The organism is Pseudomonas aestuarii (assembly GCF_027988105.1).
Taxonomy (GTDB): Bacteria; Pseudomonadota; Gammaproteobacteria; order Pseudomonadales; family Pseudomonadaceae; genus Aquipseudomonas; species Aquipseudomonas aestuarii.
This window is the reverse complement of sequence record NZ_JAQJZJ010000006.1, coordinates 288,538-313,918: the sequence shown is the minus strand read 5'-3', so window position 1 is coordinate 313,918 and position 25,381 is coordinate 288,538. Positions and strand designations below refer to the sequence as shown.

Below are 25,381 nucleotides of genomic sequence, written 5' to 3'. Positions count from 1 at the left end.
TTTTAAGCTAACTTCTTGTTTTACAAGAGGTTTACCGAGAGGCCTGCGCCAGAAGAGGTGCGGATTATAGGCCCGACAGAAACTACGTCAAGCCTTTATTCCGCCTTTAGCGTAATGCGTGCAAAAGCCTTCTTGCCCGCCTGACAGACGTGAGTTGCGCCCTGCTTATATATAAAGGACCGATCCACCACCTCTCCATCCACTCGCACACCACCAGAACCCAGTAAATCACGCGCCATGGCAGCGTTCTTGACCAGGCCAGCCTTGTTCAACAAAGCGGCGATAGGCATGTCCTCAGCTGAAACCAATTCAATTTCCGGCAAGTCTTCCGGCAGCTCGCCCTCACGCATACGGTTACCCGCCGAACGATGAGCGCTTGCCGCCGCCTCCTCCCCATGAAAGCGCGCCACTATCTCCTCAGCCAGCTTGATCTTGATATCACGCGGATTGGCACCATTCTCGACGTCGAGCCTGAACTGAGCGATCTCATCCATTGAGCGGAAGCTGAGCAACTCGAAGTAACGCCACATCAGCACATCAGGGATAGACACCAACTTGCCATACATCACGCCCGGAGCCTCCTGGATGCCTACATAGTTACCCAGCGACTTGGACATCTTCTTGACACCGTCCAATCCCTCGAGCAACGGCATGGTGACAATGCATTGCGACGCCTGACCATAGGAGCGCTGTAATTCACGCCCCATCAGCAGGTTGAATTTCTGATCGGTCCCGCCCAGCTCGACATCCGCACGCAGAGCTACAGAGTCATAACCCTGCACTAAAGGGTAGAGGAACTCGTGGATGGCAATCGGCTGGTTGGTCGAGTAGCGCTTACTGAAATCGTCACGCTCAAGCATGCGCGCAACCGTGTACTGCGAAGCCAGCCTGATAAAATCGGCCGGGCTCAGCTGATCCATCCAGGTGGAGTTGAACGCCACCTCGGTTTTCGCCGGATCGAGGATCTTGAACACCTGAGTTTTATAGGTCTCGGCATTCGCCAGCACCTGTTCGCGGGTCAAAGGCGGCCGGGTCGCACTCTTGCCACTTGGATCACCAATCATTCCAGTGAAATCGCCGATCAGAAAAACCACCTGATGGCCTAACTCCTGAAACTGCCGCAGCTTATTGATAAGCACGGTATGCCCGAGGTGGAGATCCGGCGCCGTCGGGTCGAAGCCCGCCTTGATACGTAGCGGCTGACCACGCTTGAGTTTTTCCACCAGCTCAGACTCAACCAAAACCTCTTCCGCACCGCGCTTGATCAGCGCCAGCTGCTCTTCGACCGACTTCATGACAGGACTCACGACCACACAAATTGAAAGGGAACCAACCATACAAGATCACGGACAAATAACAAGTTTTGCCCTGAGGCCCACACATCTGCCCTACCACAGCCCCTCCGGGGTTGCCTCACAGACGTTTTGGTTATATTTTATACAATTAATGCATATTCATCATGTTCTTCATCTTTTCTTTTCACTTATTCCAAAGTCAAAGCCACCTATGACCTCTATAAGAAAAGCGCCACCGCTTTACCCAAAAACTCACATTCTGGCCGCAAGCGGCATAGCAGCTCTGCTCAGCCTGACCTTGCTGGTCTTCCCGTCACGCGAAGTCGAAGCAAAAAAAACCTACCTCAGCCTCGAGCTTGACAATGGCTCGGAGCTTGTTTTGCCGGAAACGAATGAGCCGCGCCCTGATCGGCTCAACCAAGATCGGGAAACGTCTCCATTTACCAGAATCGAGCAATCCTCGAACAACAGCAATAGTGCCGAGCAAAGCATCCAAGCCGACGACGGTATCCGCCCAACCACCGCAACAGCTGATTCCGCGCCGGCCGAGCCCAACCACAAGATTGTCAGGGTTGCCAATGGCGATACGCTATCCACGATCTTTGCCGATGTAGGCTTATCAGCCACTAGCCTTCACGAGGCTTTGGGCAGCAGCAAGGAAGCCAAGCAATTCACCCGCCTGAAAGCTGGCCAGGAACTCGAGTTCCAACTATCCGCCGACGGCCAACTCGAGAGCCTGAAGAGCACGCTCAGCGACCTCGAAAGCATCAGCATCAACAAAAATGAAAAAGGCTTCACCTTCAAGCGTGAAATCGTCAAACCGGATGTCAAAACCACCTATGCCCGCGGTGTAATCAACAGCTCGCTGTTTGTGTCGGCGAAACGCGCCGGCCTCTCCCATGGACTGACCATGGACCTGGCAAACGTTTTCGGTTATGACATCGACTTCGCCATGGATATTCGCAATGGCGACGAGTTCGAATTGGTCTATGAAGAGAAAGTGGTCAACAACAAGCAAGTCGGTACCGGCAACATCCTCTCGGCCCGTTTCACCAACCGGGGCAAGACCTTCACCGCGGTTCGCTACACCGACAAACAGGGCAACACCAGCTACTACAGCGCAGACGGCACCAGCATGCGCAAGGCCTTTATCCGCACACCTGTAGATTTTGCCCGCATCAGCTCTCGCTTCTCCAACGGCCGTCGCCATCCGATTCTGAACAAAATCCGCGCCCATAAGGGCGTCGATTACGCCGCAGCTCGCGGCACACCAATCAAAGCCGCTGGCGATGGCAAAATTGCCCTCGCCGGACGTAAAGGTGGCTACGGCAACACCGTCGTCATCCAGCACGGCAGCCGCTACCGCACCCTCTATGCCCACATGCAGGGCTTTGCCAAAGGCATTCGCACCGGCGGCAACGTCAAGCAAGGCCAGATCATCGGTTACATCGGTACGACCGGCCTTTCCACCGGACCACACTTGCATTACGAATTTCAGGTCAACGGTACCCACGTCGATCCTCTCAGCCAAAAACTGCCAATGGCCGACCCCATCGCACGCAATGAAAAGCAGCGCTTCATGCAACTGAGTACGCCCTTGATGGCACGCATGGATCAGGAAAAAACCACCCTGCTCGCGCTCAACAAGCGCTAACGCAGATGCAGCTCTATCTTGGACTGATGTCCGGCACCAGCCTCGATGGGCTGGACATTGCCCTGATCGAGCAGAGCGAGAAGACCACTCTACTCGCCACCCATTACTTGCCCATGCCGGAAGAACTGCGCGCTGATATTTTGGCCCTGTGTGCCCCGGGTCCGGACGAACTGGCGCGCGCGGCCACGACTGAACAACGCTGGGTGAGACTGGCCGCCCAGGGCATTCAGACGTTACTGAAACAGCAAGAACTCACCCCCGCGTCAATCCGCGCAATCGGTAGCCACGGCCAGACCATTCGCCATGAACCGACCCGCGGGTTCAGTATCCAGATTGGCAACCCCGCCCTGCTTGCAGAACTGACCAGCATCAGCGTCGTGAGCGACTTTCGTCGCCGTGATGTCGCCGCCGGCGGTCAAGGTGCACCGCTGGTGCCCGCTTTTCACGAAACATTATTTGGCGAGCAGCACTGCTTTCGCGCGGTCTTGAATATCGGCGGGTTCAGCAACCTCAGCCTGCTCGCGCCCGCTCAGCCTGTGCGCGGCTTCGACTGTGGCCCCGGCAATGTCCTGATGGATGCCTGGATCCAGCGTCAACGCGGCGACAGCTATGACCGCGATGGCGCCTGGGCAGCCAGCGGCAAGGTGCAGTCCGAGTTACTCGAAGCTTTGCTCAGCGACCCCTTCTTCAACACCAGGGGACCAAAGAGTACCGGCCGCGAGCTATTCAATCTGGACTGGCTTGACCAGCACCTGGACACGCAACCCCACTATGTCGAAGCAGATGTACAGGCGACACTGCTGGAACTGACGGCAATCAGCATCAGCAAAGCGTTGCACAGCGCCCAAAGCGAGACTGAAGAGCTGCTGGTCTGCGGTGGTGGCGCGCATAACCGCACGCTAGTGACTCGCCTCGCCGCCCTGCTCCCAGGCTGCGCAGTCAACAGCACGCAGGCCTATGGTGTGCCGGCAGACTGGGTGGAAGCCATGGCTTTCGCCTGGCTGGCACATTGCTGCCTGGAAGGCATACCCACCAATCGGCCGAGTGTGACAGGCGCTTGTGGACTGCGAGTGCTCGGCGCTATCTATCCCGCCTGACCACGAACGCTGACAAACACAGAAACGACAACGCCGCGCACTTGGCGCGGCGTTGAGCATCTGTGCCTACGTAGTCAGATCGAGAAGGACGAGCCACAGCCGCAGGTAGTGGTTGCGTTGGGGTTCTTGATCACGAAGCGCGAGCCTTCCAAGCCTTCCTGGTAATCCACTTCAGCACCCGCCAGGTATTGGAAACTCATGGGGTCAACGACCAGGCTCACCCCTTCGCGCTCGACAATGGTGTCGTCATCGGCGACTTCTTCATCAAACGTGAAGCCATACTGGAAGCCCGAACAGCCGCCACCCGTGACAAACACGCGCAACTTCAGGCGAGGGTTACCCTCTTCATCGACCAGGCTCTTCACCTTGCTCGCCGCGCCCTGCGTGAATAGCAAAGCTGTGGGGGTGAAGGTTTCGACGCTCATGCTGACTATCTCCCGGCGCTAGACGCCATACTGCGTTGAGGCCCTGCATTATCCACTTACCCTACAAAAGCGGTCAACTATTCTGCAGTAACCAGATTCCCCGACAACTCCAAAGGTCGTGGCTGCTCTTTGAGTGGACGCATGCTCCCTTCGATCTGCGCCCCCATGGCCATTTCCATCAAGCCGTAATACAAATTGCCGCACACTCGCGCACGGCTACCCAACTCGAGGTGCTCGTTGGCGTAAACATCGCCAATAACCTCGCCGTCGATCACTATGCGGGGGGCACGGATCTCACCTTCAACCTGGCCCTCGGCACTGACTCGAACCAGGCCATCACTGGTCTGCAGATTGCCACAGACCCGCCCATCGACCTGTACAGCGCCATGGAACTGTAAGTCTCCGTTAAATTCCGCCCCTGCGGCTATCAGGCTGGTCTTGCCCGTGAAGCGCTGCAGGTCGGTCTTGCGTTTGTCTTTATTCCACATGGGAGACTGTTACTCCTGGTCGATCCATTTGAATGTCCGCTCCAACGGCTTTTCGCCTTTGATCTCGGCACGCACCCGGATCTGATGCGCGATATAGCCGTCAGGCAACTTCAGCTCGGCGAAGCGTCCCGCTTCAGGAATCGCTTGGAAGTGCTTGAATGAAAAGGGAATTACCTGGCCGCTGAACTGATCAGGAAGATTTTGCGTCAATGCGGCCAATTCCAAGCTGACCGCCTTTCCATCCTGACGCCCCTCCACTTTCACCACTAACCGGCCCTCAATGGGCTTGTCGTCCTTGCCCACCCGGCTGAGGAGTATTTTGTAGCGAAAATGCTGCGGCCTGTCCGTGGCCTGCAACTCAAAGGCGCGGATCCGTAGTCCTTCCCGACGACTGGCTGGCGCCAGCACGCCCCTGTAGGACGCCAGGTCTTGCTGCTGCTTGAAGATCTGCTCTTCAAGCAGCTTGATGGTCAACCGACTCTGCTCATTGGCCTGCTGTGCGACTTTCTCACCACTGCTGGCCACAATCAGGCGCTGGCTCAGCTGATCCAGCTCCTGCTCCAGCGCGATCAAGCGCTCCTGCATCGGCTGGTACTGCACCTCGATCTGCTGGGTCGCGCGCAGCTGCCACCAGATTCCGGCATAGAACGCTGCAGGTACAGCCAAAAGCAACAACAGCAGCAACAGCCGTACCCGGCCGGCACGACGCGGGTCACTGGGGCGTACTTCCCAGCCGGACATCAGGGCAGCATGGCCGCGTGCGCCAGCCCCAGGCGCTCATCGAGCCCGAACAGGATGTTCATGTTCTGTACTGCCTGGCCGGAAGCACCTTTGACCAGGTTATCGATCACCGACAGCACTACCACCAAGTCGCCATCTTGCGGGCGGTGCACGGCTATGCGGCAAACATTGGCTCCGCGCACGCTGCGGGTTTCCGGATGACTACCGGCGGGCATCACATCAACGAACGGCTCGCTAGCATAGCGTTGCTCGAACAGCGCCTGCAGATCGACCGAGCGATCTGCCACGGTCGCATACAAGGTCGCATGGATGCCGCGAATCATCGGAGTCAGGTGCGGCACGAAGGTCAGACCGACCTCGGAACCGGCCGCACGACGCAACCCCTGGCAGATTTCCGGCAGGTGACGATGTCCTTTGACGCCGTAGGCTTTCATGCTTTCACCGGCCTCGCTGAACAATGAACCGACGCTGGCTCCGCGCCCGGCGCCGCTGACGCCGGACTTGCAGTCGGCAATCAATCGCGAAGTGTCGGCCAGGCCGGCTTCCAGCAGCGGGATAAAGCCCAACTGGGCAGCGGTCGGATAGCAACCGGGCACGGCGATCAGGCGCGCCTGCTTGATCGCTTCACGGTTGACCTCCGGCAATCCGTATACCGCTTCCGGCAGCAGATCCGGCGCGCCGTGGGGCTGGCCATACCACTTGCCCCATTCTTCGGCGTCTTGCAGACGAAAGTCGGCAGACAGGTCGATGACCTTGGTCCCGGCCGCCAGCAACTCGTTGGCCAGGGCATGGGCAACACCATGCGGAGTGGCGAAGAACACCACATCGCAGGCGCCCAGGGTTGCGACATCCGGGACGCTGAAGCACAGGTCAGGGTAGTGACCGCGCAAGTTCGGGTACATCTCGTCGACGCGCAAGCCCGCCTCTGAGCGCGAAGTGATGACTGCCACTTGTGCCTGTGGGTGCTGCGCCAACAAGCGCAACAGCTCCACCCCGGTGTAGCCCGTGCCGCCGACGATACCGACCTTGACCATCACATGCCCCTTGCAGAAAGCCATTGGAAAGCCGTCGATGATAAGGCCGTAACCGCCAACGGCCAACCGCGCAGATGACGTATTGGGCACAGGCCACTACTATCGGGCCTATTTATCATTCAGGAAGTCGATCAATGCTCTATCTGTGGCTCAAGGCCCTGCACATTATCGCCATGGTCTGCTGGTTCGCCGGGCTGTTCTACCTGCCACGCCTGTTTGTCTACCATGCCATGAGCGAAGACGACACCAGTCGCCAGCGTTTCTGCGTGATGGAGCGCAAGCTGTATCGCGGCATCATGCTGCCGTCGATGATCGCCACCCTGATTTTCGGTGCCTGGTTAATCAGCCTTAACCCCGGCTACTACTTCAGCCAAGGCTGGATGCATGCCAAGCTCAGCCTGGTCATCCTGCTGATCGCTTATCAGCACCTCTGCGGTGCTCAGCTCAAACGCTTCGCCCGCGGCGAGAATAGACGCAGCCATGTGTTCTACCGCTGGTTCAATGAGGCGCCGGTGCTGGTCTTGCTCGCTGTCGTCATCCTGGTCGTGGTCAAACCTTTCTGAACCTGCCCAAGGAATCCGCATGAGCCTTCCCACCCTGCTCGAACAACGCCTGCGCCTGCCTGTGGTGGCCGCCCCCATGTTCCTGGTGTCCAATCCGCAACTGGTCCTCGCCTGTTGCCGTAACGGCATCGTCGGTAGCTTTCCGGCGCTCAACCAGCGCGACAGCGGTGCCTTCAAAGCCTGGCTGGAAGAGATCGAAGCCGGCCTGCAGGCCGAGTTCGCGCCTTACGCAGTCAACCTGATCGTACATGGCAGCAATCCGCGCCTGCAGGCCGACCTGGCCATCTGCATCGACCAGCGCGTGCCTATTGTCATCACCAGCCTCGGCGCGGCCAAGGAAGTGGTCGATGCCGTTCACGGCTATGGGGGGGTGGTATTCCATGACGTGACCACCCGCCGCCATGCGGAGAAAGCTGCAGAAGCTGGAGTCGACGGTTTGATCGCGGTCGCTGCCGGCGCCGGTGGTCATGCCGGCACCTGGAGTCCCTTTGCCCTGATCGCGGAAATCCGCCAGTTCTTCGACAAAACCCTGTTGCTTGCCGGCTGCCTCAATCACGGCCATGAAATTCTCGCCGCGCAATTGCTCGGCGCCGACCTGGCCTACCTCGGTACCCGCTTCATCGCCACCCAGGAGAACAATGCTCCGGCGGCTTACAAGCAGATGATTCTGGACGCCCAGGCCGCCGACATCATCCATACCCCGGCGGTATCCGGCGTACCGGCCAGCTTCATGCGCCAGAGCCTGGCGCTGGCCGGCTACGACCTCAAGCAGCTGCAAAACAAGGGCGAGATCAATTACGGGGAAAAACTCAAGCCGATCAGCGACGAGGCCAAGGCCTGGAAAACCGTGTGGTCGGCCGGCCAGGGCGTCGGCACCATAGCCGATCTGCCAAGCGTCGATGCGCTGGTGACGCGCCTGGATCGCGAGTACCGCGATGCACAGCGGCGAGCCCAACTTCTGCAGCAGCGCTGGCCGCGGTAAAGCGACCACTGGCCGACCGATCCCTATCGTCGCTGGCAGCCAATCGAATCGACGCAATGGGCGCCAGCGACCTGCACACGCCCGCCACCCGACACGCACAGGAACGGCCTCAGCCAGCCATGGCGACTCAACAGCCCAGCTTTTGTCGGCAGTCAGGCGGGCGTGCCAACTGTGAAGCGATCAGCATATTTGTGCTCCAGGCTGCCTGTTCAGAGGCCGGCGGGCCCGCTAGGCTGTAATGGCCCTTTACCCATAGCGCCGACAAGGAAGCCCGCATGAACCAAGCTCGTTTCAAGATTGTCTTCAGTGGCGAATTAATGCCTGAGGTGGCGCTGGAAACCGCCCAAGACAACCTTGCGCGCCTGTTCAAGAGTGACCACGCACGAATTAATGCCTTATTCAGCGGCCGCGCTATTGCCCTCAAGCGCAACTTGCCTGAGGACGAGGCCGACCAGTACCTTGCGGCTCTGCACCGCGCAGGGGCAAGAGCGCGCAAGGAGCCTGAGCCGGGCGTCAGCCTGAGCCTGGAGGACAGCGGAGAGCCTCGCTTCGCCGCAAGCGCCGCCAGCAGCGACATGACCTGCCCCAAGTGCGGCCACCGGCAGGCCAAGGCAGCGGAGTGCTCTGCCTGCGGCATCATCATCGAGAAATTTATCGCCCGCCAGGCAGCGCTCTCCGCGAGTACGCAAGCGTTCCAACCTCAGCAGCCCGGCGACATCGGCAGAGCTGCCGATACCCCCTACGCGACACCTCTGGCGACAGTCGCGGAAGCACTGCCGGAGTTCGGCGAACTCGAGGTATTCAGCATCGAAGGACGCATCGGCCGCCTGCGTTATCTGGCTTGGTCACTGATGTTACTGCTGGGGGCGCTGGCCCTGTTTGGCCTAGCCAGCATCGGCATGGCTATTTCGCCACTAGTCGGCGTCATCCTGATGGCCTTGGTTGGCATCGGCATTGTCGTCGTCAGCGTACAGATAAGCGTACAGCGCCTGCATGACATCGGTTGGTCCGGCTGGCTCTGGCTGCTTAACATGGTACCGATCGTCGGTGGCGTTTTCGCCCTGGTAATACTGGTCATACCTGGCACAACTGGAGCGAATCGCTACGGCCCACCAGCACCGCCCAACAGCCGCGCGGTCAAGGTACTGGCCTTGCTCTGGCTACTGGTCCCGGTACTCGGCATCCTTGCCGCCATCACCCTGCCCGCCTACCAGGATTATTTGAACCGCGCGGGTCTCTGACTCGTGCCTCATCATGAATGAGGCCCGACCTGCCCTAACAGGCCGTGCGCCGTTATGCCCTGACTATCGGTGCCTCCGCGGTATCAGCCGGGCCCTGGCCTAGGTCCTGGCAGGTCGCGGGCATAGCCTGATCCAGGTCGCGCAGCAACGCGATGCGCTGGACAGCATTGCCAGCGAGTCGCGTCGGCGCGTTGCCGTGGAAGCCCTGTTCCGCGCCTGCGACCTCGCCCAACCACTGCACATTTCCGGCCTGCTGCATGAACTGGAACGGAGCGAGCTGTCCTTCGACCCGCTGATCAATAGCGCCGGGGTGACCATTTGTGGTGCCTTATCGCCCAGGGCTGGCGCGCCGAGCAGCATCTGCTCGCCGCCCCAGCTCTCGCCCGACTCAGCCGTGCACTCGACACGGTGATGGCCGGTCAGGCCGCGGGCAAATTCTCAAGGTCGCCTCGCTGGCGGTATTTCACTCCGGCCCAGGGATGCGCAACCACCACGTGAGCCTGGCTTATCGTCTGCACTTCTGCGAAGGCCTGCGTGAAGAGTTATGGCGTCAGCGTTTCAGTCCTCTGCCCGCGGCCGACGCGTGGCGTGTTTTCCGGCTGGGAACAGGTGCCGCTCATCACGTTCGAGGCGCTGGATAGCCACCACGCGATGATCAGCCCAGGCTGGCGCAACCGGATGCTCAGCCACAGCGAATCAGGCCAGGACCGTACGACCGTGAGCCCAGGCGCGCAAGGCATTGAGGTCTTCGGCCATCACCACCGACAAGGGTGCTGTGCTCTGGATGCTGTGCAGCAGCAAGGCCTGATCGACCGCCTGCTGTTGCGCCTGGGCGGCATACAGGGCGCTGACCACGACCTGTTCGATCTCTGCCCCGGAAAATCCCTCGCTGGCGAGCGCCAGCAGCTGCAGATCGAAACCGGCGGGTTCCAGTTCGCGCCGCGCCAGATGGATGCGAAAGATCTCCGCGCGCACCGCCTGATCGGGCAAGTCGACGAAGAACAGCTCATCGAAACGCCCCTTGCGCACCAGCTCCGGCGGCAGCCGCTGGATGGCGTTGGCGGTCGCCACCATGAATACCGGCGCCTTGCGCTCGGCCATCCAAGTCAGCAGGGTGCCGAGCACACGCTGACTGACGCCACCGTCGTGTTCGCCGCTGGCCAGGCCCTTCTCGATCTCATCGATCCACAGCACACAGGGAGCCATCTGCTCGGCAAGGCTCAAGGCCTCGCGCAGGTTGCGCTCGGTCTCGCCAAAGAACTTGTTGTACAGGCAGGCAAAGTCCAGTCGCAGCAGGGGCAAGCCCCACAATCCGGCCACGGCCTTGGCGGCCAGGCTTTTGCCGCCGCCCTGCACACCGACCAGCAGCATGCCCCGGGGCAGGTCGACGCCCTTGCCATCGAGGAATATGCCCTGGCGCTCGGCCAGCCAGCGCTTCAAGTTACTCAAGCCGCCGACCTCGGCGAAGCGGGCGGTGTCGTACTCGAAGCTCAGCACCCCCTCAAGATCCAGGAGCTGGAACTTGGTCTTGTTCAGTTCCGGCAAATCCTCCTGGGTTATCGCGCCGTCATCGCAGATCACATTGCGCGCCAGCACCCGGGCTTCGCCATGGCTCAAGCCGCGCAGGTTCTTCACCACCTGCTGCAGGGTGCGATTATCGGTGCGCACCCGGGCATTGCGATTGCGCTCGCTCCAGCGGCTGGCTTCCTCGCGCACGATCGCCAGCAATTCGTCTTCCGACGGCAGCGCCAGGCTGAAGCGCGCGGCAAAACGCTGCACCTCCGCCGGCAGCTTGCAGGCATGGGAGACCAGCACCAGGGTTGGTGCATGGGGCGTATCGCGCATGGCGACTTCCTTGAGCAAGCGCACCAGCCTGGGGTTGTCGTCGAGGAACGGATGCAGGTCGCACAGCACATACAGATTCGCCTGCGGGTCGGCCTTGATCAGCCGCAACGCGGCCTCCGGCTCCTGGCTCGTGGCTTCGCCCAGCGGCTCACCGCCGAAGCCCAGGCGCTGCAGGCCCTCGGTCACCGACCAGGCATGCAAGCCGAGGCCACGCTTGACCGCCAGACCGGTCAGCGTTTCCAGCACGCGCGGTTCATCCCAGGACTCGATGAGGATCAGCTTGACCCTGGAATCGAGCACCAGGCCCAGATCATGGATATCGTTCTTCACACCCGCTCCTTGTGGCGGCCATCTGGCCGGAACCAACTCAGCCCGCTAGCAGCCTGTCGGACTTTGGCGTCCGTAGCGAGGGGAAGTCCGGTTTGAGGCAGTCTCTGCGTGCTTTTGAGGCGGATAGTCGCTCTATTTAACGAAAAAGCGCGCAGAAAATGACCAAATCCGGCTTTTCCGCAGTAGGACAGTCCTAAGTCCGGCAGGCTGCTAGACTCGGGCCTCATTCAACAGGCCAGGAGACTGCGCCATGGACTGTCTGTTCTGCAAGATCGTCGCCGGTGAGATACCCGCGCGCAAGCTTTATGAAGACGATCAAGTGATCGCCTTTCACGATATCGGCCCCAAGGCCCCGGTGCACTTCCTGGTGATCCCGAAAAAGCACATTCACACCCTCCATGACCTCGGCGAAGACGACAAAGCCCTGGCCGGGCACATCCTCTATACCGCTCAGCGCCTGGCCAAAGAACAAGGCTGCGACGACGGTTTTCGCGTGGTGATGAACTGCAATGAATTGGGTGGACAAACCGTTTACCACATCCACATGCATGTCCTGGGTCAACGGCAGATGACCTGGCCGCCGGGCTGAACCACAACTCCCGCCCTGCCGAACGGCCCTGACGCCAGTCAAGCCGCGGCACATCGATTGGATGTAAACTTGCCACTCTCTTTTCGCCGGAGGTGCCCGATGGCCAGCGAACGTCACTACTCCCCCGTAGACCGCCTGTTCCTGCAAGCGGATGCGGCCCTGCGTACCCTGTTGCCTTTCAGCGGCCAGCCGAGTCGCCCCTCACCGGCCGTGGTGCAGGCGGAGACCGAACTGGATGAACCAACCGCGCGGCATGTCGCTGGCCTGATGCGCATCAACCACACGGGCGAGGTATGCGCCCAGGCGCTGTACCAGGGCCAGGCACTGACCGCCAAGCTCGCACAGGTGCGTAGCGCCATGGAGCATGCCGCCGACGAAGAAATCGATCACCTGGCCTGGTGCGAGCAACGTATCCGCCAACTCGGCAGCCACCCCAGCGTGCTCAACCCGCTGTTTTATGGCCTGTCTTTTGGTGTCGGTGCCGTCGCCGGACTGATCAGCGACAAGATCAGCCTGGGGTTTGTCGCCGCCACCGAAGATCAGGTGGTCAAACACCTCAGCGAACACCTACAACAGCTGCCGCTAAACGACGACAAGTCACGGGCGATCCTCGAGCAGATGCGCCTCGATGAAGAGCGCCATGCCACCAGCGCCCTGGAAGCCGGTGGCCTGCGCTTCCCGGTGCCGGTGAAAATCGGCATGACATTGCTGTCCAAGGTCATGACCAAGAGCGCCTATCGGCTCTGATAATCAGGCGGTAGGGCGGGTGCAACCCGCCAGGTTCTTCTTCAATGGCGGGTTGAACCCGCCCTACCGCTGTGGCTTGAAGCTTGTAGCAGCTTTTCAGCCCAACTCGATGATCTCGTAGTCATGGGTGATCTCGACACCGGCACGGCCGAGCATGATCGAGGCCGAGCAATACTTATCCGCCGACAGCTCGACCGCACGCTTGACCTGCGCTTCCTTCAAGCCTCGGCCCTTGACCACGAAATGCAGGTGGATCTTGGTGAACACCTTGGGTTCCTCGGTGGCCCGTTCGGCCTCGAGAAAGGCTTCACAACTCTCGACCGCCTGTCTGGATTTTTTCAGGATGCTGACCACATCGAAGTTGCTGCAACCGCCCAGGCCGATCAGCAACATCTCCATCGGGCGCACCCCCAGGTTACGGCCACCGCTCTCCGGCGGGCCGTCCATCACCACCGCGTGGCCGCTGCCCGACTCACCAATAAACAGAGCTTCACCAGCCCATTGAATGCGCGCTTTCATTAGCAAGCCTCCGCTGTTAAAAAGGGGCGCAGCTTAGCACAGCCCTTTTCGCGGTCTGACGACACCCTTCCGGGCGCAAGTTCCGCAGCTAGATGCTAGCCAGGTCGCAAAATCGACCTAGGCCTTGGCGTGTTTGTTAAGCTGACGCCGGATTACTGGCACACTGGGCCAGATAACTATAAGAAATTGCCTGTCAGACAAAGGCTTACCTTTTTATTTTCGGGACTCGGGCATGGTCGCAATTACCCTTACACCTAAAATCAAGAATCTCGACAAACTTCTCGCACATTGTCACCGTCGTCGCTATACGGCAAAAAGCACCATCATCTACGCAGGCGATCGCTGCGAAACCCTGTTCTTCATCGTCAAAGGTTCGGTCACCATCCTCATCGAGGATGACGATGGCCGTGAGATGATCATCGCCTACCTCAACCCCGGGGACTTCTTCGGCGAGATGGGCCTGTTCGACAAGGACGGTGCGGAGAAAGAGCGCAGCGCCTGGGTACGCGCCAAGACCGAGTGCGAGGTGGCGGAACTCAGCTACGCCAAGTTCCGCGAACTGACCCAGCAAGACCCGGACATCCTCTACGCCCTCGGTAGCCAGATGGCCGAGCGCCTGCGCAATACCACGCGCAAGGTCGGCGACCTGGCCTTCCTCGATGTCACCGGCCGCGTTGCACGCACCCTGCTCGACCTGTGCAAACAGCCGGACGCCATGACCCACCCGGACGGCATGCAGATCAAGATCACCCGCCAGGAAATCGGCCGCATCGTCGGCTGCTCGCGCGAGATGGTCGGCCGTGTGCTCAAAGCCCTGGAAGAGCAAGGCCTGGTCAACGTCAAAGGCAAAACCATGGTGGTCTTCGGCACCCGCTGAAGTCCCCAGGTATAAAAAAACCGGCGCATGCGCCGGTTTTTTTTATTCGCCTCGATCAGCCCACATCGGAGCTGGCAATCATCCGCCGGCGCTCGGGGAAGAACAACCGCTCCAGTTCGAGCCCTGGATTTTCCGCACGCATGAAGGCTTCGCCAACCAGAAAGGCATACACCTCGTTGATTTCCATCAGCTCGACGTCGGCGCGATTGAGGATGCCGCTCTCGGTCACCACCAGGCGGTCGCGCGGAATCCGCGGCAACAGGTCCAGCGTGGTCTCCAGGTCGAGTTCGAAGGTATGCAGGTTACGGTTGTTGATTCCCACCAGCGGAGTGTCCAGGGTTTTCAACGCACGCTCCAACTCGTCACCATCGTGCACCTCGACCAACACATCGAGATCGAAGGCCTTGGCGGTCGCCGCCAGTTCGGCCATCTGCGCATCGGACAGCGCCGCGACGATCAACAGCACGCAATCGGCGCCCAGGGCACGGGACTCGACGATCTGATAGGGATCGACCATGAAATCCTTGCGGATCACCGGCAGCGAACAGGCGCTGCGCGCTTCCTGCAGATAGAGGTCGGCGCCCTGGAAGAAATCCTCGTCGGTCAGCACCGACAGACAGGTCGCGCCACCCGTCTGATAACTGCGGGCGATCTCCGCCGGGACGAAGAGCTCACGCAGCACCCCCTTGCTTGGTGAGGCCTTCTTGATCTCGGCGATCACCGCCGGCTGCTTGCGCTTGGCCTGTTCCTGCAAGGCCCGGGCAAAGCCCCGTGGGGTATCGGCGGCACGGGCTTGCTGTTCGACTTCCTCGAGGCCGACGATGGCGCGACGCTCAGCCACCTCTTCGACCTTGCGGGCGAGGATCTTCTCCAGAATGGTTGGAATGCTCACCCTTCATTCTCCTGCTTGAATACCGCGGTAAAGGACACCAGTTCCTGCAGTTTCTCCCAGGCCAGCCCGGTATGCAGCGCATCATGGGCCAGTTGTACACCCTCCTTCAGGCTGCTGGCCAGATCGGCGGCATACAACGCCGCTCCGGCATTGAGCACGATCATGTCGGCCGCCTTCTGGCCCTGCTCGCCCTTGCGCTTGGTCAGCGCATCACGGATCAGGGCCAGCGACTGTGCCGCGTCATCGACGGTCAAACCGATCAGGCTCTGGCTCTTGATGCCGAAATCTTCCGGCTGAATGCTGTACTCGCTGACCACCCCGTGTTTCAGTTCGGCAACGAAGGTCGGCGCCGCCAGGCTGATCTCATCCAGACCATCCTGGGCATGCACCACCAGCACATGCTCACTGCCCAGACGCTGCAGTACTTCGGCCAGCGGCCGGCACAGCGCCTTGCTGAACACCCCCAGCACCTGATGCTTGACCCCGGCCGGATTGGTCATCGGCCCGAGCATATTGAAGATGGTACGCAGGCCCAGTTCGCGACGCGGGCCGATGGCGTACTTCATCGCGCCATGGTGGGCCGGGGCGAACATGAAGCCGACCCCCACGCTCTCGACACAGCGTGCCACCTGCTCGGGGGTCAGATTCAGATTGACCCCGGCGGCCTCCAGTAGATCGGCGCTGCCGCTCTTGCCCGAGACCGCGCGGTTGCCGTGCTTGGCCACCTGGCCACCGGCCGCGGCGACGACGAAGGCCGCGGCGGTGGAGACGTTGAAGATATTCATGCCGTCGCCACCGGTGCCACAGGTGTCGACCAGGCGCTCGGCCTCGATCCGCACCGGCGCGGCCAGCTCACGCATGATCTGCGCCGCGCCGACGATCTCGTCGATGGTCTCGCTCTTCATGCGCAAGCCCATGAGAAAGGCGCCGACCTGTGCGTCCGTACACTGGCCGGTCATGATTTCGCGCATCACATCCTGCATTTCTGCAGTGCTCAGGTCGAGCTGACTGACAACCCGATTAAGGGCTTCCTTGATGTTCATGCGCGCGCGCCTCCGTGTTGCTTGAGAAAGTTGGCAAACAGTTCGTGGCCCTGCTCGGTGAGAATAGACTCCGGATGGAACTGCACGCCCTCGATATGCAGGGTCTTGTGGCGCAGGCCCATGATCTCGTCGACTGCGCCGTCTGCGAATTGGGTCCAGGCCGTGACTTCCAGGCAGTCCGGCAGGGTTTCCCGCTTGACCACCAGCGAATGATAGCGGGTCACCGTCAGCGGATTGTTGAGGCCGGCGAACACCCCACTATCTTCGTGGAATACCGGGCTGGTCTTGCCGTGCATCACCTGGCGCGCGCGCACCACGTCGCCGCCGAAGGCCTGGCCGATGCTCTGGTGGCCCAGGCAGACGCCGAGGATCGGCAGCTTGCCGGCAAAGTGCTGGATTACCGCCAAGGACACGCCGGCCTCGTTGGGCGTACAGGGCCCGGGCGAGACCACGATGCGTTCGGGATTCAGGGCGGCGATCTCGGCGACACTCAGCTCGTCGTTACGGATCACCTTGACGTCCGCCCCCAACTCGCCGAAGTACTGCACCACGTTATAGGTAAAGGAGTCGTAATTATCGATCATCAGCAGCATGGCAGGACTCCTCAGCACTGGTTCTGGTCAGGGACGGTTTGTTCGGCCAGCGCGACGGCGCGGAACATGGCGCGACGCTTGTTCAGGGTTTCTTCCCACTCCAGCGCCGGCACCGAGTCGGCGACAATGCCGGCACCGGCCTGCACATGCAGTTCGCCGTCCTTGATCACCGCGGTGCGGATGGCGATGGCGGTGTCCATGTTGCCGTTCCAGGCCAGGTAGCCGACGGCGCCGCCATAGACGCCACGCTTGACCGGCTCCAGCTCGTCGATGATCTCCATGGCGCGAATCTTCGGCGCCCCGGACAGGGTGCCGGCCGGCAGAATAGCGCGCAGCGCATCCATCGCGGTCAGGCCTTCTTTCAGCTGGCCGGTGACGTTGGAGACGATGTGCATGACGTTGGAATAGCGCTCGATCACCATCTTCTCGGTGAGCTTGACCGAGCCGGTGCTGGCGACCCGACCGACGTCGTTGCGCCCCAGATCGATCAGCATCAGGTGCTCGGCGACTTCCTTGGCATCGGCGAGCAGATCCTGCTCCAGGGCCAGATCGGCCTCCTCGTTGGCGCCGCGCGGACGGGTACCGGCGATGGGACGCACCGTGACCAGGCCATCCTCGAGACGCACCAGCACCTCGGGGGAGCTGCCGACCACATGGAAGTCGCCGAAATTAAAGAAGTACATGTAGGGCGTCGGGTTGATGCAGCGCAACGCCCGGTACAGATCGATAGGTGCCGCCTTGAACGGGATCGACATGCGCTGGGAGATCACCACCTGCATGCAGTCGCCGGCGAGGATGTATTCCTTGATCGCACTGACCGAGCGCTCGTAATCGTCGCGGCTGAAGCTGGAGCGGAAAACCGGCTCGGCACCGGGCGGGGCATTCAGGTCGACGCCCAGGCGCGGGGTGATCGGCTGGCGCAGCTTGCGCAGGATTTCCTGCAGGCGGGCCTCGCCCTGTTCCAGCGCACAAGCGTCGGCCGGATCGGCGAGAACGATGGCGTGCATCTTGCCGGCCAGGTTGTCGAACACCACCACGGCGTCGGACACCATCAGCAGGATATCCGGGGTACCCAGCGGGTCGGGATGGCTCCCGGCCGCCAGCTTCGGCTCGACATAACGCACGCTGTCGTAACCAAAGTAGCCGACCAGGCCACCATTAAAGCGCGGCAGCCCGGGCAAAATCGGCACCTTGTAGCGCGCCTGGAACTGCTCGACGAAGGCCAGCGGGTCTTCGCACTGGTGGCGCTCGACCTCGACGCCATCGACGCTGATGCTGACGCTGTGACCGTAAGCGCGCAGCACGGTGCGCGCCGGCAGGCCGATAATCGAGTAACGGCCCCATTTCTCGCCGCCCTGGACCGACTCCAGCAGGTAGCTGTTGGCCTCATCGGCCAGCTTCAGGTAGATCGACAACGGGGTGTCGAAGTCGACCAGGGTTTCATAGGCAAGCGGAATGCGGTTATAGCCGGCAGCGGCTAAACGCAGGAATTCTTCGCGGGTCATATCAGCCTCGTGGCTTGAGGGTAAACGGTCGTGTGCAAACGCGCCGCCTAAGCGGCCAAGATCAGGTCAGAGGCGCCAGCGCCAACGGGCCAGGGCCTTGATGATTTTCATACCGGTTCTTGCGGACCAGCGCGTGCAGGTAACCACCACGGAGCTCTCTTAGGCAGGAGTAAAGACTGGCAACACTAGCGCAGCCGCCAGACCTAAGCAACTCGGCCTGCGCGGCTTAGCCGGCAACCAGCAGCTGGCGTAAATCATCCAGCACCCGCAGCGGGCCCTCTTCGCCGATCGGGCGACCGTGGTTGTAACCGTAACTCAGCGCCACGCAGGGCACACCGGCCGCCTTGGCCGCCAGCACGTCATTGCGCGAATCGCCGATAAACAGCGCCTGCTGCGCCTCGACCCGGGCCAGTTGCAGCACATGCAGCAATGCCGCCGGGTCGGGTTTCTGCTGGGGCAGGGTGTCGCCGCCGATGATCCAGCGGAAATAGCGGCCCAGGCCCTTGTCATCCAGCAGCGGCGCGACGAAGCGCTCCGGCTTGTTGGTGATAATGGCCATCTCGACCTGTTGCGCGTGGAGCCAGTCGAGGGTTTCCCGTACGCCCGGGTAAATCAGGGTCAAGGCGTGGCCCTCGGCATAGGCCTGCATGAACAGTTCGAGCGCCTGCTCGGCGTAGGCATCGTCGATATGTTCGTGCAGCAGCCCACCTGCCAGGGCGCGGCGCACCAGCACCCGCGCACCATTGCCGACCCAGTCGCGCACCTGCTCGACTCCAGCCGCCGGCTGCCCGAGCTGGAGCAGGCTCTTGTCCACCGCCGCCGCCAGATCCGGCACCGAATCGACCAGGGTGCCGTCCAGGTCGAACATCACCAGGCGTGGCAACTCGCCTTGAAACAGCGCATGCAGTGCGGTCACCCGCGCACCTGGGCCAGTTCGGCACGCATGGCGTCGATCACGCTCTTGTAGTCCGGCTGGCTGAAGATCGCCGAGCCGGCCACGAAGGTGTCGGCGCCGGCGGCGGCGATCTCGCGAATGTTCTGCACGTTGACCCCGCCGTCGATCTCCAGGCGGATCTCGCGGCCGCTGGCATCGATCAGCGCGCGGGCTTCTTTAAGTTTTTCCAGGGTGTGGGGAATGAACTTCTGCCCGCCGAAGCCTGGGTTGACGCTCATCAGCAGGATCATGTCGACCTTGTCCATCACGTGCTTGAGCACGTCCAGCGGGGTCGCCGGGTTGAACACCAGACCGGCCTTGCAACCGCCGGCCTTGATCAGCTGCAGGGAACGGTCGACATGCTCGCTGGCTTCCGGGTGGAAGGTGATGTAGCTGGCGCCGGCTTCGATGAAGTCGCCGATGATCCGATCGACTGGCTTGACCATCAGGTGCGCGTCGATCGGCGCGGTGATGCCGTACTTGCGCAGCGCCGCGCAGACCATCGGGCCAATGGTCAGGTTGGGCACATAGTGGTTGTCCATCACATCGAAGTGAACGATGTCGGCACCCGCGGCGAGCACCTTGTCCACTTCTTCGCCCAGGCGGGCGAAATCGGCGGAGAGGATCGACGGGGCGATGGCGAAGGGTTGCATGGCGCACCTCAGGGGCATTCACGAAAGTGGCGCATTGTACCCGAGCGAATCGCGACCTGCCGCTAGGACGATGGTCGGCCGCCCTCACGCACAAGACCCGCCGCAGCGGGTCTTGTGTATAAGGCTAACGCTCGATCAAGCCAGTTCGGCGAAGCACTCGGCGATGATCGCCAGGCCCCTGTCGAGTAGCTCGTCTGCGGCGGTCAGCGGCACCAGCACCCGCAGCACGTTGCCGTAGGTGCCGCAGGACAGCAGGATCAGGCCCTTGTCGCGCGCCTTGGCGACGATCTGCCCGGTCAGCGCGGCATTCGGCTGGTGCAGATCGCCGTCTTCGCACAGCTCCATGGCGATCATCGCACCGAGGGCACGCACCTCGCCGATGCTCTTGTGCTTGGCCTGGATGGCTTTCAGGCCACCGACCAGGCGCTCGCCGACGGCCTGGCAGCGCTCCAGCAGCTGCTCTTCCTCGAACACCTGCATCACCGCCAGCGCCGCGGCGCAGGCGATCGGGCTACCGGCGTAGGTGCCGCCCAGGCCGCCCGGGGCAATGGCGTCCATGTACTCGGCCTTGCCGCACACGCCCGCCACCGGGAAACCGCCGGCGATGGATTTGGCGAAGGTGGTCAGGTCGGCGGCCACGCCCATCTGCTCCATGGCGAAGAAGGTGCCGGTACGCCCGGCGCCGGTCTGCACTTCGTCGGCGATCAGCAGGATGCCGTGCTGATCGCAGAGGGCGCGCAGGCGCTGCATGAATTCTTTCGGCGCGATATAGAAGCCGCCCTCACCCTGCACCGGCTCGATGATGATCGCGGCGATGTCGCGCGGCTCGGCATCGTTCTTGAAGATCCGCTCGATGCTGGCGATGGCGTCGTCCGTGCTGACCCCGTGCAGCTCGCACGGGTACTGGGCGCGGAACACGCCGCCGGGCATCAGGCCCATGCCGGCCGAATAGGGATTGACCTTGCCGGTCAGCGACAGGGTCATCATGGTGCGGCCGTGGTAAGCGCCGGTGAAGGCGATCACTCCGGCGCGGCCGGTGGCGGCGCGGGCGATCTTCACCGCGTTTTCCACCGCTTCGGAGCCGGTGGTGACCAGCAGGGTCTTCTTGGCGAAGTCGCCCGGCACCTTGGCGTTGATCTTCTCGCACAGCTCGACGTAGGGCTCGTAGGCCAGCACCTGGAAGCAGGTGTGGGTGAGCTTGCTCAGCTGCTGCTGCACCGCGGCGATGACTTTCGGGTGCAGGTGGCCGGTGTTGAGCACCGCGATGCCGCCGGCGAAGTCGATGAACTCGCGGCCTTCGACGTCGATGACCGTGGCGTTTTCGGCGCGGTCGGCAAAGATCGGGTGGATCTGGCCGACACCGCGCGGGACGGCGGCGGTGCGGCGTTGCATCAGGGATTCGTTGGTCTTGCTCATAATGTCCTCATTCGCCGCTCATCGGTCGGCGTGGTTCAAGGATGAAATGACCGGGTAAGCGCGGCAGCAGCATACGATGATCGACTGCTACAGCCCTCCCGGCCACGGGGGAATAATTCTTTTGTCTTGCCGGTACAACACTCTAACGAAGCGTAGCGAGCGAAGGTCAGGTGGGGCCGCCAACGCAGCATCACCGAAGCGCAGTAGCGACTACCTAGATGCCCAGGCAGAGGTACTTGATCTCCAGGTATTCGTCGAGGCCGTACTTGGAACCTTCACGGCCCAGCCCCGAAGCCTTCATGCCGCCGAACGGCGCCACTTCGGTGGAGATCACCCCGGTGTTGATGCCGACCATGCCGTACTCCAGGGCCTCGGCCACACGGAACACCCGGCCCAGGTCGCGGGCATAGAAGTAGGCGGCAAGGCCGAATTCGGTGTCGTTGGCCTGGCGGATCACCTCGGCCTCGTCGCTGAAGCGGAACAGCGGCGCCAGCGGGCCGAAGGTTTCCTCGCGGGCCACGGCCATCTCGGCGGTCACCCCGCTGACGATGGTCGGCTCGAAGAAGTTGCCGCCCAGGCTGTTGCCGCCGGCGACCAGGGTCGCGCCCTTGGCCAGGGCATCGGCCAGATGCCGCTCGACCTTGGCCACCGCCTCGGCATTGATCAGCGGCCCGGTGGTGATGCCCTCGTCCATGCCATTGCCGACCTTGAGCCTGGCCACGGCCACCGCCAGCTTCGCGGCGAAGGCGTCATACACGCCGTCCTGCACGTACAGGCGGTTGGCGCAGACGCAGGTCTGCCCGGCGTTGCGGTACTTGGAGATGATCGCGCCCTCGACGGCCGCATCCAGGTCGGCGTCGTCGAAGACGATGAAAGGTGCATTGCCGCCCAGCTCCAGCGACAGCTTCTTCAGGGTCGGCGCGCACTGCTGCATCAGCTGGATACCGACTGCGGTGGAACCGGTGAACGACAGCTTGCGCACGATGGGGTTCGCGCACAGCTCGGCGCCTACCTCGCGGGAGCTGGCGACATCCGCCGGGATCACGCTGAACAAGCCGGCCGGAATACCCGCGCGCTCGGCCAGGGCAGCCAAGGCCAGGGCCGAGAACGGCGTCTGCGGCGCCGGCTTGAGCACCATGGCGCAACCTGCAGCCAGGGCCGGGCCGGCCTTGCGGGTGATCATGGCGCTGGGGAAATTCCATGGCGTGACGGCGGCAGTGACGCCCACGGCTTCCTTCTGCACCAGGATGCGCTTGTCGGTGGCATGCCCTGGGATCACATCGCCGTAGGCGCGCTTGGCCTCCTCGGCGAACCACTCGATAAAGGAGGCGGCGTATGCGATCTCGCCACGGGCCTCGGCCAGCGGCTTGCCCTGCTCGGCGGTCATGATCCGCGCCAGGTCTTCCTGGTTGGCCAGGATCAGCTCGAACCACTGACGCAGGCAATTGGCGCGCGCCTTGGCGGTCAGCGCGCGCCAGGCCGGCTGGGCGGCTTGCGCGGCCTCGATGGCGCGACGGGTTTCGTCACGGCCCATATTGGGCACGCTGCCGATCTTTTCGGCGTTGGCCGGATTGAAGATCTCGGTGCGCGCGCCGCTGTCGGCGTCACACCACTGGCCGTTCACATAGGCCTGCTGACGCAGCAGGCTGGGGTCCTTCAACTCAAGGCTCATGCGGGCTCTCTTGTGTTCTTGGCGATCAGGTGGGTTGCTGGGTACGCAGTTTCTCGCTGCGCCCGCGCAGCCATTCCAGGGTCAGCAACAGCAGGATGGAGAAGCCGATCAGCAGGGTCGCCGCGGCGGCGATGGTCGGCGACAGGTTCTCGCGAATACCGCTGAACATCTGCCGCGGCAGGGTGGCCTGCTCCGGGCCGGCGAGGAACAGGGTCACCACCACTTCATCGAAGGAGGTGGCGAAGGCGAATAGCGCGCCACTGATCACCCCCGGCGCGATCAGCGGCAGGGTCACTCGGCGGAACGCGGTCAGCGGCGAGGCGCCAAGGTTGGCAGCGGCGCGCACCAGGTTATGGTTGAAGCCCTGCAGGGTGGCCGACACCGTGATGATCACGAAGGGCACGCCCAGCACCGCGTGCACCACGATCAGCGACAAGTAGCTGTTGCCCAGGCCCAGCGGGGCGAAGAACAGGTAGCTGGCCACCCCGACGATGACCACCGGCACCACCATGGGCGAGATCAGCAGGCTCATCACCAGCGCCTTGCCACGGAACTCGCCGCGGGTCAGGCCGATCGAGGCTAGGGTGCCGAAGACCATGGCCAGCACAGTGGCGGCCGGCGCGATGATCAGGCTGTTCTGCAGCGAGCGCATCCAGTCGGCAGACATGAAGAAGTCTTCATACCAGCGCAGGGAAAAGCCCTGCAGCGGGTAGACCAGGAAGGTGCCCGAGTTGAACGACAGCGGGATGATCACCAGCACCGGCAGTATCAGAAACAGCAACACCAGCGCGCAGAGGGTGCGCAGGCTGTAATACCAGACGCGTTCGACGGGTGACAGGTAGGGGCTCAGCATAGATCTCTCTCCATCCTAAGGTTGTCCTCGCCCAGCGGGCGAGGACGCCAGGGGGTCATGCCAGACGCAACCGGCTTGCGCCGACCAGCCAGCTGTACACCACGTAAAGCAGCATGGTGGCGCCCAGCAACAGGCCGCCAAGGGCCGTGGCCATGCCCCAGTTGATGGTGTTGTTGGTGTAGAAGGCGACGAAATAGCTGATCATCTGGTCGCTCGGGCTGCCCAGCAGCGCCGGGGTGATGTAGTAGCCGATCGACAGGATGAACACCAGCAGGCAGCCCGCGCCGACGCCAGCCAGGGTCTGCGGGAAGTACACCCGCCAGAAGCTGGCGAAGGGGTGGCAACCGAGCGACACCGCCGCGCGCATGTAGGTCGGCGAGATGCCCTTCATGACGCTGTAGATCGGCAGGATCATGAACGGCAGCATGATATGCACCATGGCGATGTACACCCCGCTGCGGTTGAACACCAGCTGCAGCGGTTCGTCGATGATGCCCAGCGACAGCAGCGCGCCATTGATCAGGCCACCCGACTGCAGCAGCACGATCCAGGCCGCCACCCGCACCAGGATCGAGGTCCAGAACGGCAGCAGCACCAGGATCATCAGCAGGTTGCTCTGCCGGGTCGGCAGGTTGGCCAGCAGGTAGGCCAGCGGGTAGGCCAGCACCAGACAGATGCTGGTGATCACCAGGCTCATCCAGAAGGTACGCACGAAGATATCCAGGTAGATGGCCTGGTCCGGGGTGGCACTGGCCAGCTCGCCGAGATCGTCGATGCGATGGTCGAGGGCGGCCAGCAGGTAATAGGGGGTGATGCTCGAACTGTTGCGCCGGATCACCTGCCAATAGGCCGGGTCGCCCCAACGCTCGTCCAGGCTTTCCAGGGCGTCCTTGTAGGACTGCGGTTCGCTGGCGAAGGGCAGCGCACGGGCGGTGCTGCTGATCAGGCTGCGAAAGCCGGCCAGCTCCATGTTCAGCCGTTTGGACAGATCGCCCAGGTTGCGCTGACTGCGCGCCTCGACGATATCCAGGGTCACGGCGCGATACACCGCCTCGCTCGGCAGTGCCTTGCCGTTCCATTCGGCGATGGCCTCGACGGTAAGCGGCAGGCTGGCGACCACTTCCGGGTTGTCCACGCTGCGCCAGAGCAAGGCACCGATGGGCACCAGGAAGGTCAGCAGGAGAAACACCAGCAGGGGCAGGATCAGCGCCTTGGACTTCAGCCGATTGAAACGTTCGGCGCTGGCCAGACGCTGCTTGAGACTGGGACTGGTGATGGGCAGGTCGGTGACAGGCATTACGCTGGCCATGGAAAACTCCGCATGCAACGGCCGCACGAGGCGACGGGTAAACACAGGCAAAGCCCCGGCCTTGCAGCCGGGGCCAGGGTGGCT

Annotated in this window: 25 protein-coding genes and 1 pseudogene; 9 read left to right on the top strand and 17 right to left on the bottom strand. The window is 62.1% G+C overall.

Annotation, left to right across the window (positions count from 1 at the left end):
- Window positions 1-95: 95 nt before the first annotated feature.
- Window positions 96-1,295, bottom strand: coding sequence for a tyrosine--tRNA ligase (gene tyrS / locus PH586_RS15165; RefSeq protein ID WP_271348594.1), 1,200 nt, complete (start codon window positions 1,293-1,295; stop codon window positions 96-98).
- A 211-nt stretch (window positions 1,296-1,506) separates the two neighbouring features.
- Between tyrS and PH586_RS15160 the strand changes: the two genes are divergently transcribed.
- Both PH586_RS15160 and PH586_RS15155 read left to right on the top strand, forming a co-directional pair.
- Window positions 1,507-2,949, top strand: coding sequence for an OapA family protein (locus tag PH586_RS15160; protein ID WP_271348593.1), 1,443 nt, complete (start codon window positions 1,507-1,509; stop codon window positions 2,947-2,949).
- A 5-nt stretch (window positions 2,950-2,954) separates the two neighbouring features.
- Window positions 2,955-4,046 carry an anhydro-N-acetylmuramic acid kinase gene (locus PH586_RS15155; protein ID WP_271348592.1) on the top strand — a complete coding sequence of 364 codons (1,092 nt, stop codon included), beginning with the start codon at window positions 2,955-2,957 and terminating at the stop codon, window positions 4,044-4,046.
- Window positions 4,047-4,120: 74 nt separating this feature from the next.
- On the opposite strand, the gene erpA is transcribed toward PH586_RS15155, so the two are convergent.
- The 4 genes from erpA to argC all read right to left on the bottom strand — a co-directional run bounded on the left by erpA (window position 4,121) and on the right by argC (window position 6,734).
- On the bottom strand, window positions 4,121-4,471 hold the full coding sequence (gene erpA / locus PH586_RS15150) for an iron-sulfur cluster insertion protein ErpA (protein ID WP_069520772.1): 351 nt from the start codon (window positions 4,469-4,471) through the stop codon (window positions 4,121-4,123).
- A gap of 77 nt (window positions 4,472-4,548) precedes the next feature.
- Window positions 4,549-4,959, bottom strand: coding sequence for a bactofilin family protein (locus PH586_RS15145; protein WP_238043768.1), 411 nt, complete (start codon window positions 4,957-4,959; stop codon window positions 4,549-4,551).
- 9 nt (window positions 4,960-4,968) lie between these two features.
- The gene (locus PH586_RS15140; protein ID WP_271348591.1) at window positions 4,969-5,700 is read right to left on the bottom strand and encodes a DUF6776 family protein; all 732 of its coding nucleotides are present in this window, start codon (window positions 5,698-5,700) and stop codon (window positions 4,969-4,971) included.
- Complete coding sequence (argC, locus tag PH586_RS15135; protein WP_271348606.1) at window positions 5,700-6,734, bottom strand: N-acetyl-gamma-glutamyl-phosphate reductase; 1,035 nt, start codon at window positions 6,732-6,734, stop codon at window positions 5,700-5,702. The genes PH586_RS15140 and argC overlap by 1 nt, the downstream gene beginning before the upstream one ends.
- A 134-nt stretch (window positions 6,735-6,868) precedes the next feature.
- Here argC and hemJ point away from each other — a divergent pair, with 134 nt between their 5' ends.
- From hemJ to PH586_RS15115, 4 genes are all read left to right on the top strand, one after another.
- Window positions 6,869-7,297, top strand: a complete 429-nt coding sequence (gene hemJ, locus PH586_RS15130) for a protoporphyrinogen oxidase HemJ (RefSeq protein WP_271348590.1) — start codon at window positions 6,869-6,871, stop codon at window positions 7,295-7,297.
- A 19-nt stretch (window positions 7,298-7,316) separates the two neighbouring features.
- Complete coding sequence (locus PH586_RS15125) at window positions 7,317-8,279, top strand: NAD(P)H-dependent flavin oxidoreductase (RefSeq protein ID WP_271348589.1); 963 nt, start codon at window positions 7,317-7,319, stop codon at window positions 8,277-8,279.
- 275 nt (window positions 8,280-8,554) lie between these two features.
- A complete protein-coding gene (locus PH586_RS15120) occupies window positions 8,555-9,520 on the top strand; it encodes a DUF805 domain-containing protein (protein WP_271348588.1) in 966 nt (321 codons plus the stop codon).
- 196 nt (window positions 9,521-9,716) lie between these two features.
- The gene (locus tag PH586_RS15115; RefSeq protein ID WP_271348587.1) at window positions 9,717-9,932 is read left to right on the top strand and encodes a hypothetical protein; all 216 of its coding nucleotides are present in this window, start codon (window positions 9,717-9,719) and stop codon (window positions 9,930-9,932) included.
- Between the two features lie 284 nt (window positions 9,933-10,216).
- Here the strand turns inward: PH586_RS15115 and PH586_RS15110 are convergent, their stop codons facing one another.
- The gene (locus PH586_RS15110) at window positions 10,217-11,695 is read right to left on the bottom strand and encodes an AAA family ATPase (RefSeq protein ID WP_271348586.1); all 1,479 of its coding nucleotides are present in this window, start codon (window positions 11,693-11,695) and stop codon (window positions 10,217-10,219) included.
- Window positions 11,696-11,945: 250 nt separating this feature from the next.
- Here PH586_RS15110 and PH586_RS15105 point away from each other — a divergent pair, with 250 nt between their 5' ends.
- Window positions 11,946-12,284 (top strand): histidine triad nucleotide-binding protein, encoded by a 339-nt coding sequence (locus PH586_RS15105; RefSeq protein WP_271348585.1) that lies wholly within the window; start codon window positions 11,946-11,948, stop codon window positions 12,282-12,284.
- 99 nt (window positions 12,285-12,383) lie between these two features.
- A complete protein-coding gene (coq7, locus tag PH586_RS15100) occupies window positions 12,384-13,031 on the top strand; it encodes a 2-polyprenyl-3-methyl-6-methoxy-1,4-benzoquinone monooxygenase (RefSeq protein ID WP_271348584.1) in 648 nt (215 codons plus the stop codon).
- A gap of 96 nt (window positions 13,032-13,127) precedes the next feature.
- On the opposite strand, the gene PH586_RS15095 is transcribed toward coq7, so the two are convergent.
- Window positions 13,128-13,550 (bottom strand): OsmC family protein, encoded by a 423-nt coding sequence (locus PH586_RS15095; RefSeq protein WP_271348583.1) that lies wholly within the window; start codon window positions 13,548-13,550, stop codon window positions 13,128-13,130.
- A gap of 232 nt (window positions 13,551-13,782) precedes the next feature.
- Between PH586_RS15095 and crp the strand changes: the two genes are divergently transcribed.
- Window positions 13,783-14,427: a cAMP-activated global transcriptional regulator CRP gene (gene crp / locus PH586_RS15090; protein WP_172153125.1), complete on the top strand. Its 645-nt coding sequence runs from the start codon at window positions 13,783-13,785 to the stop codon at window positions 14,425-14,427.
- 55 nt (window positions 14,428-14,482) lie between these two features.
- Here the strand turns inward: crp and trpC are convergent, their stop codons facing one another.
- From trpC to PH586_RS15040, 10 genes and pseudogenes are all read right to left on the bottom strand, one after another.
- Window positions 14,483-15,319, bottom strand: coding sequence for an indole-3-glycerol phosphate synthase TrpC (gene trpC / locus PH586_RS15085; protein ID WP_271348582.1), 837 nt, complete (start codon window positions 15,317-15,319; stop codon window positions 14,483-14,485).
- Complete coding sequence (gene trpD / locus PH586_RS15080) at window positions 15,316-16,362, bottom strand: anthranilate phosphoribosyltransferase (RefSeq protein ID WP_271348581.1); 1,047 nt, start codon at window positions 16,360-16,362, stop codon at window positions 15,316-15,318. The genes trpC and trpD overlap by 4 nt, the downstream gene beginning before the upstream one ends.
- Window positions 16,359-16,955 (bottom strand): aminodeoxychorismate/anthranilate synthase component II, encoded by a 597-nt coding sequence (locus tag PH586_RS15075; RefSeq protein ID WP_271348580.1) that lies wholly within the window; start codon window positions 16,953-16,955, stop codon window positions 16,359-16,361. Before PH586_RS15075 ends, trpD begins: the two co-directional genes overlap by 4 nt.
- Window positions 16,956-16,966: 11 nt before the next feature.
- Window positions 16,967-18,460 carry an anthranilate synthase component I gene (gene trpE, locus PH586_RS15070; protein ID WP_271348579.1) on the bottom strand — a complete coding sequence of 498 codons (1,494 nt, stop codon included), beginning with the start codon at window positions 18,458-18,460 and terminating at the stop codon, window positions 16,967-16,969.
- Between the two features lie 66 nt (window positions 18,461-18,526).
- A pseudogene (locus PH586_RS15065) lies at window positions 18,527-19,376 on the bottom strand (phosphoglycolate phosphatase).
- On the bottom strand, window positions 19,373-20,047 hold the full coding sequence (rpe, locus tag PH586_RS15060; protein WP_271348578.1) for a ribulose-phosphate 3-epimerase: 675 nt from the start codon (window positions 20,045-20,047) through the stop codon (window positions 19,373-19,375). Before rpe ends, PH586_RS15065 begins: the two are co-directional and overlap by 4 nt.
- Window positions 20,048-20,182: 135 nt before the next feature.
- A complete protein-coding gene (gabT, locus tag PH586_RS15055; RefSeq protein ID WP_271348577.1) occupies window positions 20,183-21,463 on the bottom strand; it encodes a 4-aminobutyrate--2-oxoglutarate transaminase in 1,281 nt (426 codons plus the stop codon).
- 214 nt (window positions 21,464-21,677) lie between these two features.
- Window positions 21,678-23,135, bottom strand: coding sequence for an NADP-dependent succinate-semialdehyde dehydrogenase (gene gabD / locus PH586_RS15050; protein WP_271348576.1), 1,458 nt, complete (start codon window positions 23,133-23,135; stop codon window positions 21,678-21,680).
- A gap of 25 nt (window positions 23,136-23,160) precedes the next feature.
- Entirely contained in the window at window positions 23,161-23,988 is an 828-nt protein-coding gene (locus PH586_RS15045) for an ABC transporter permease (RefSeq protein ID WP_271348575.1), read from the bottom strand.
- Window positions 23,989-24,043: 55 nt separating this feature from the next.
- A complete protein-coding gene (locus PH586_RS15040; protein WP_408636941.1) occupies window positions 24,044-25,285 on the bottom strand; it encodes an ABC transporter permease in 1,242 nt (413 codons plus the stop codon).
- Between the last annotated feature and the right edge of the window lie 96 nt (window positions 25,286-25,381).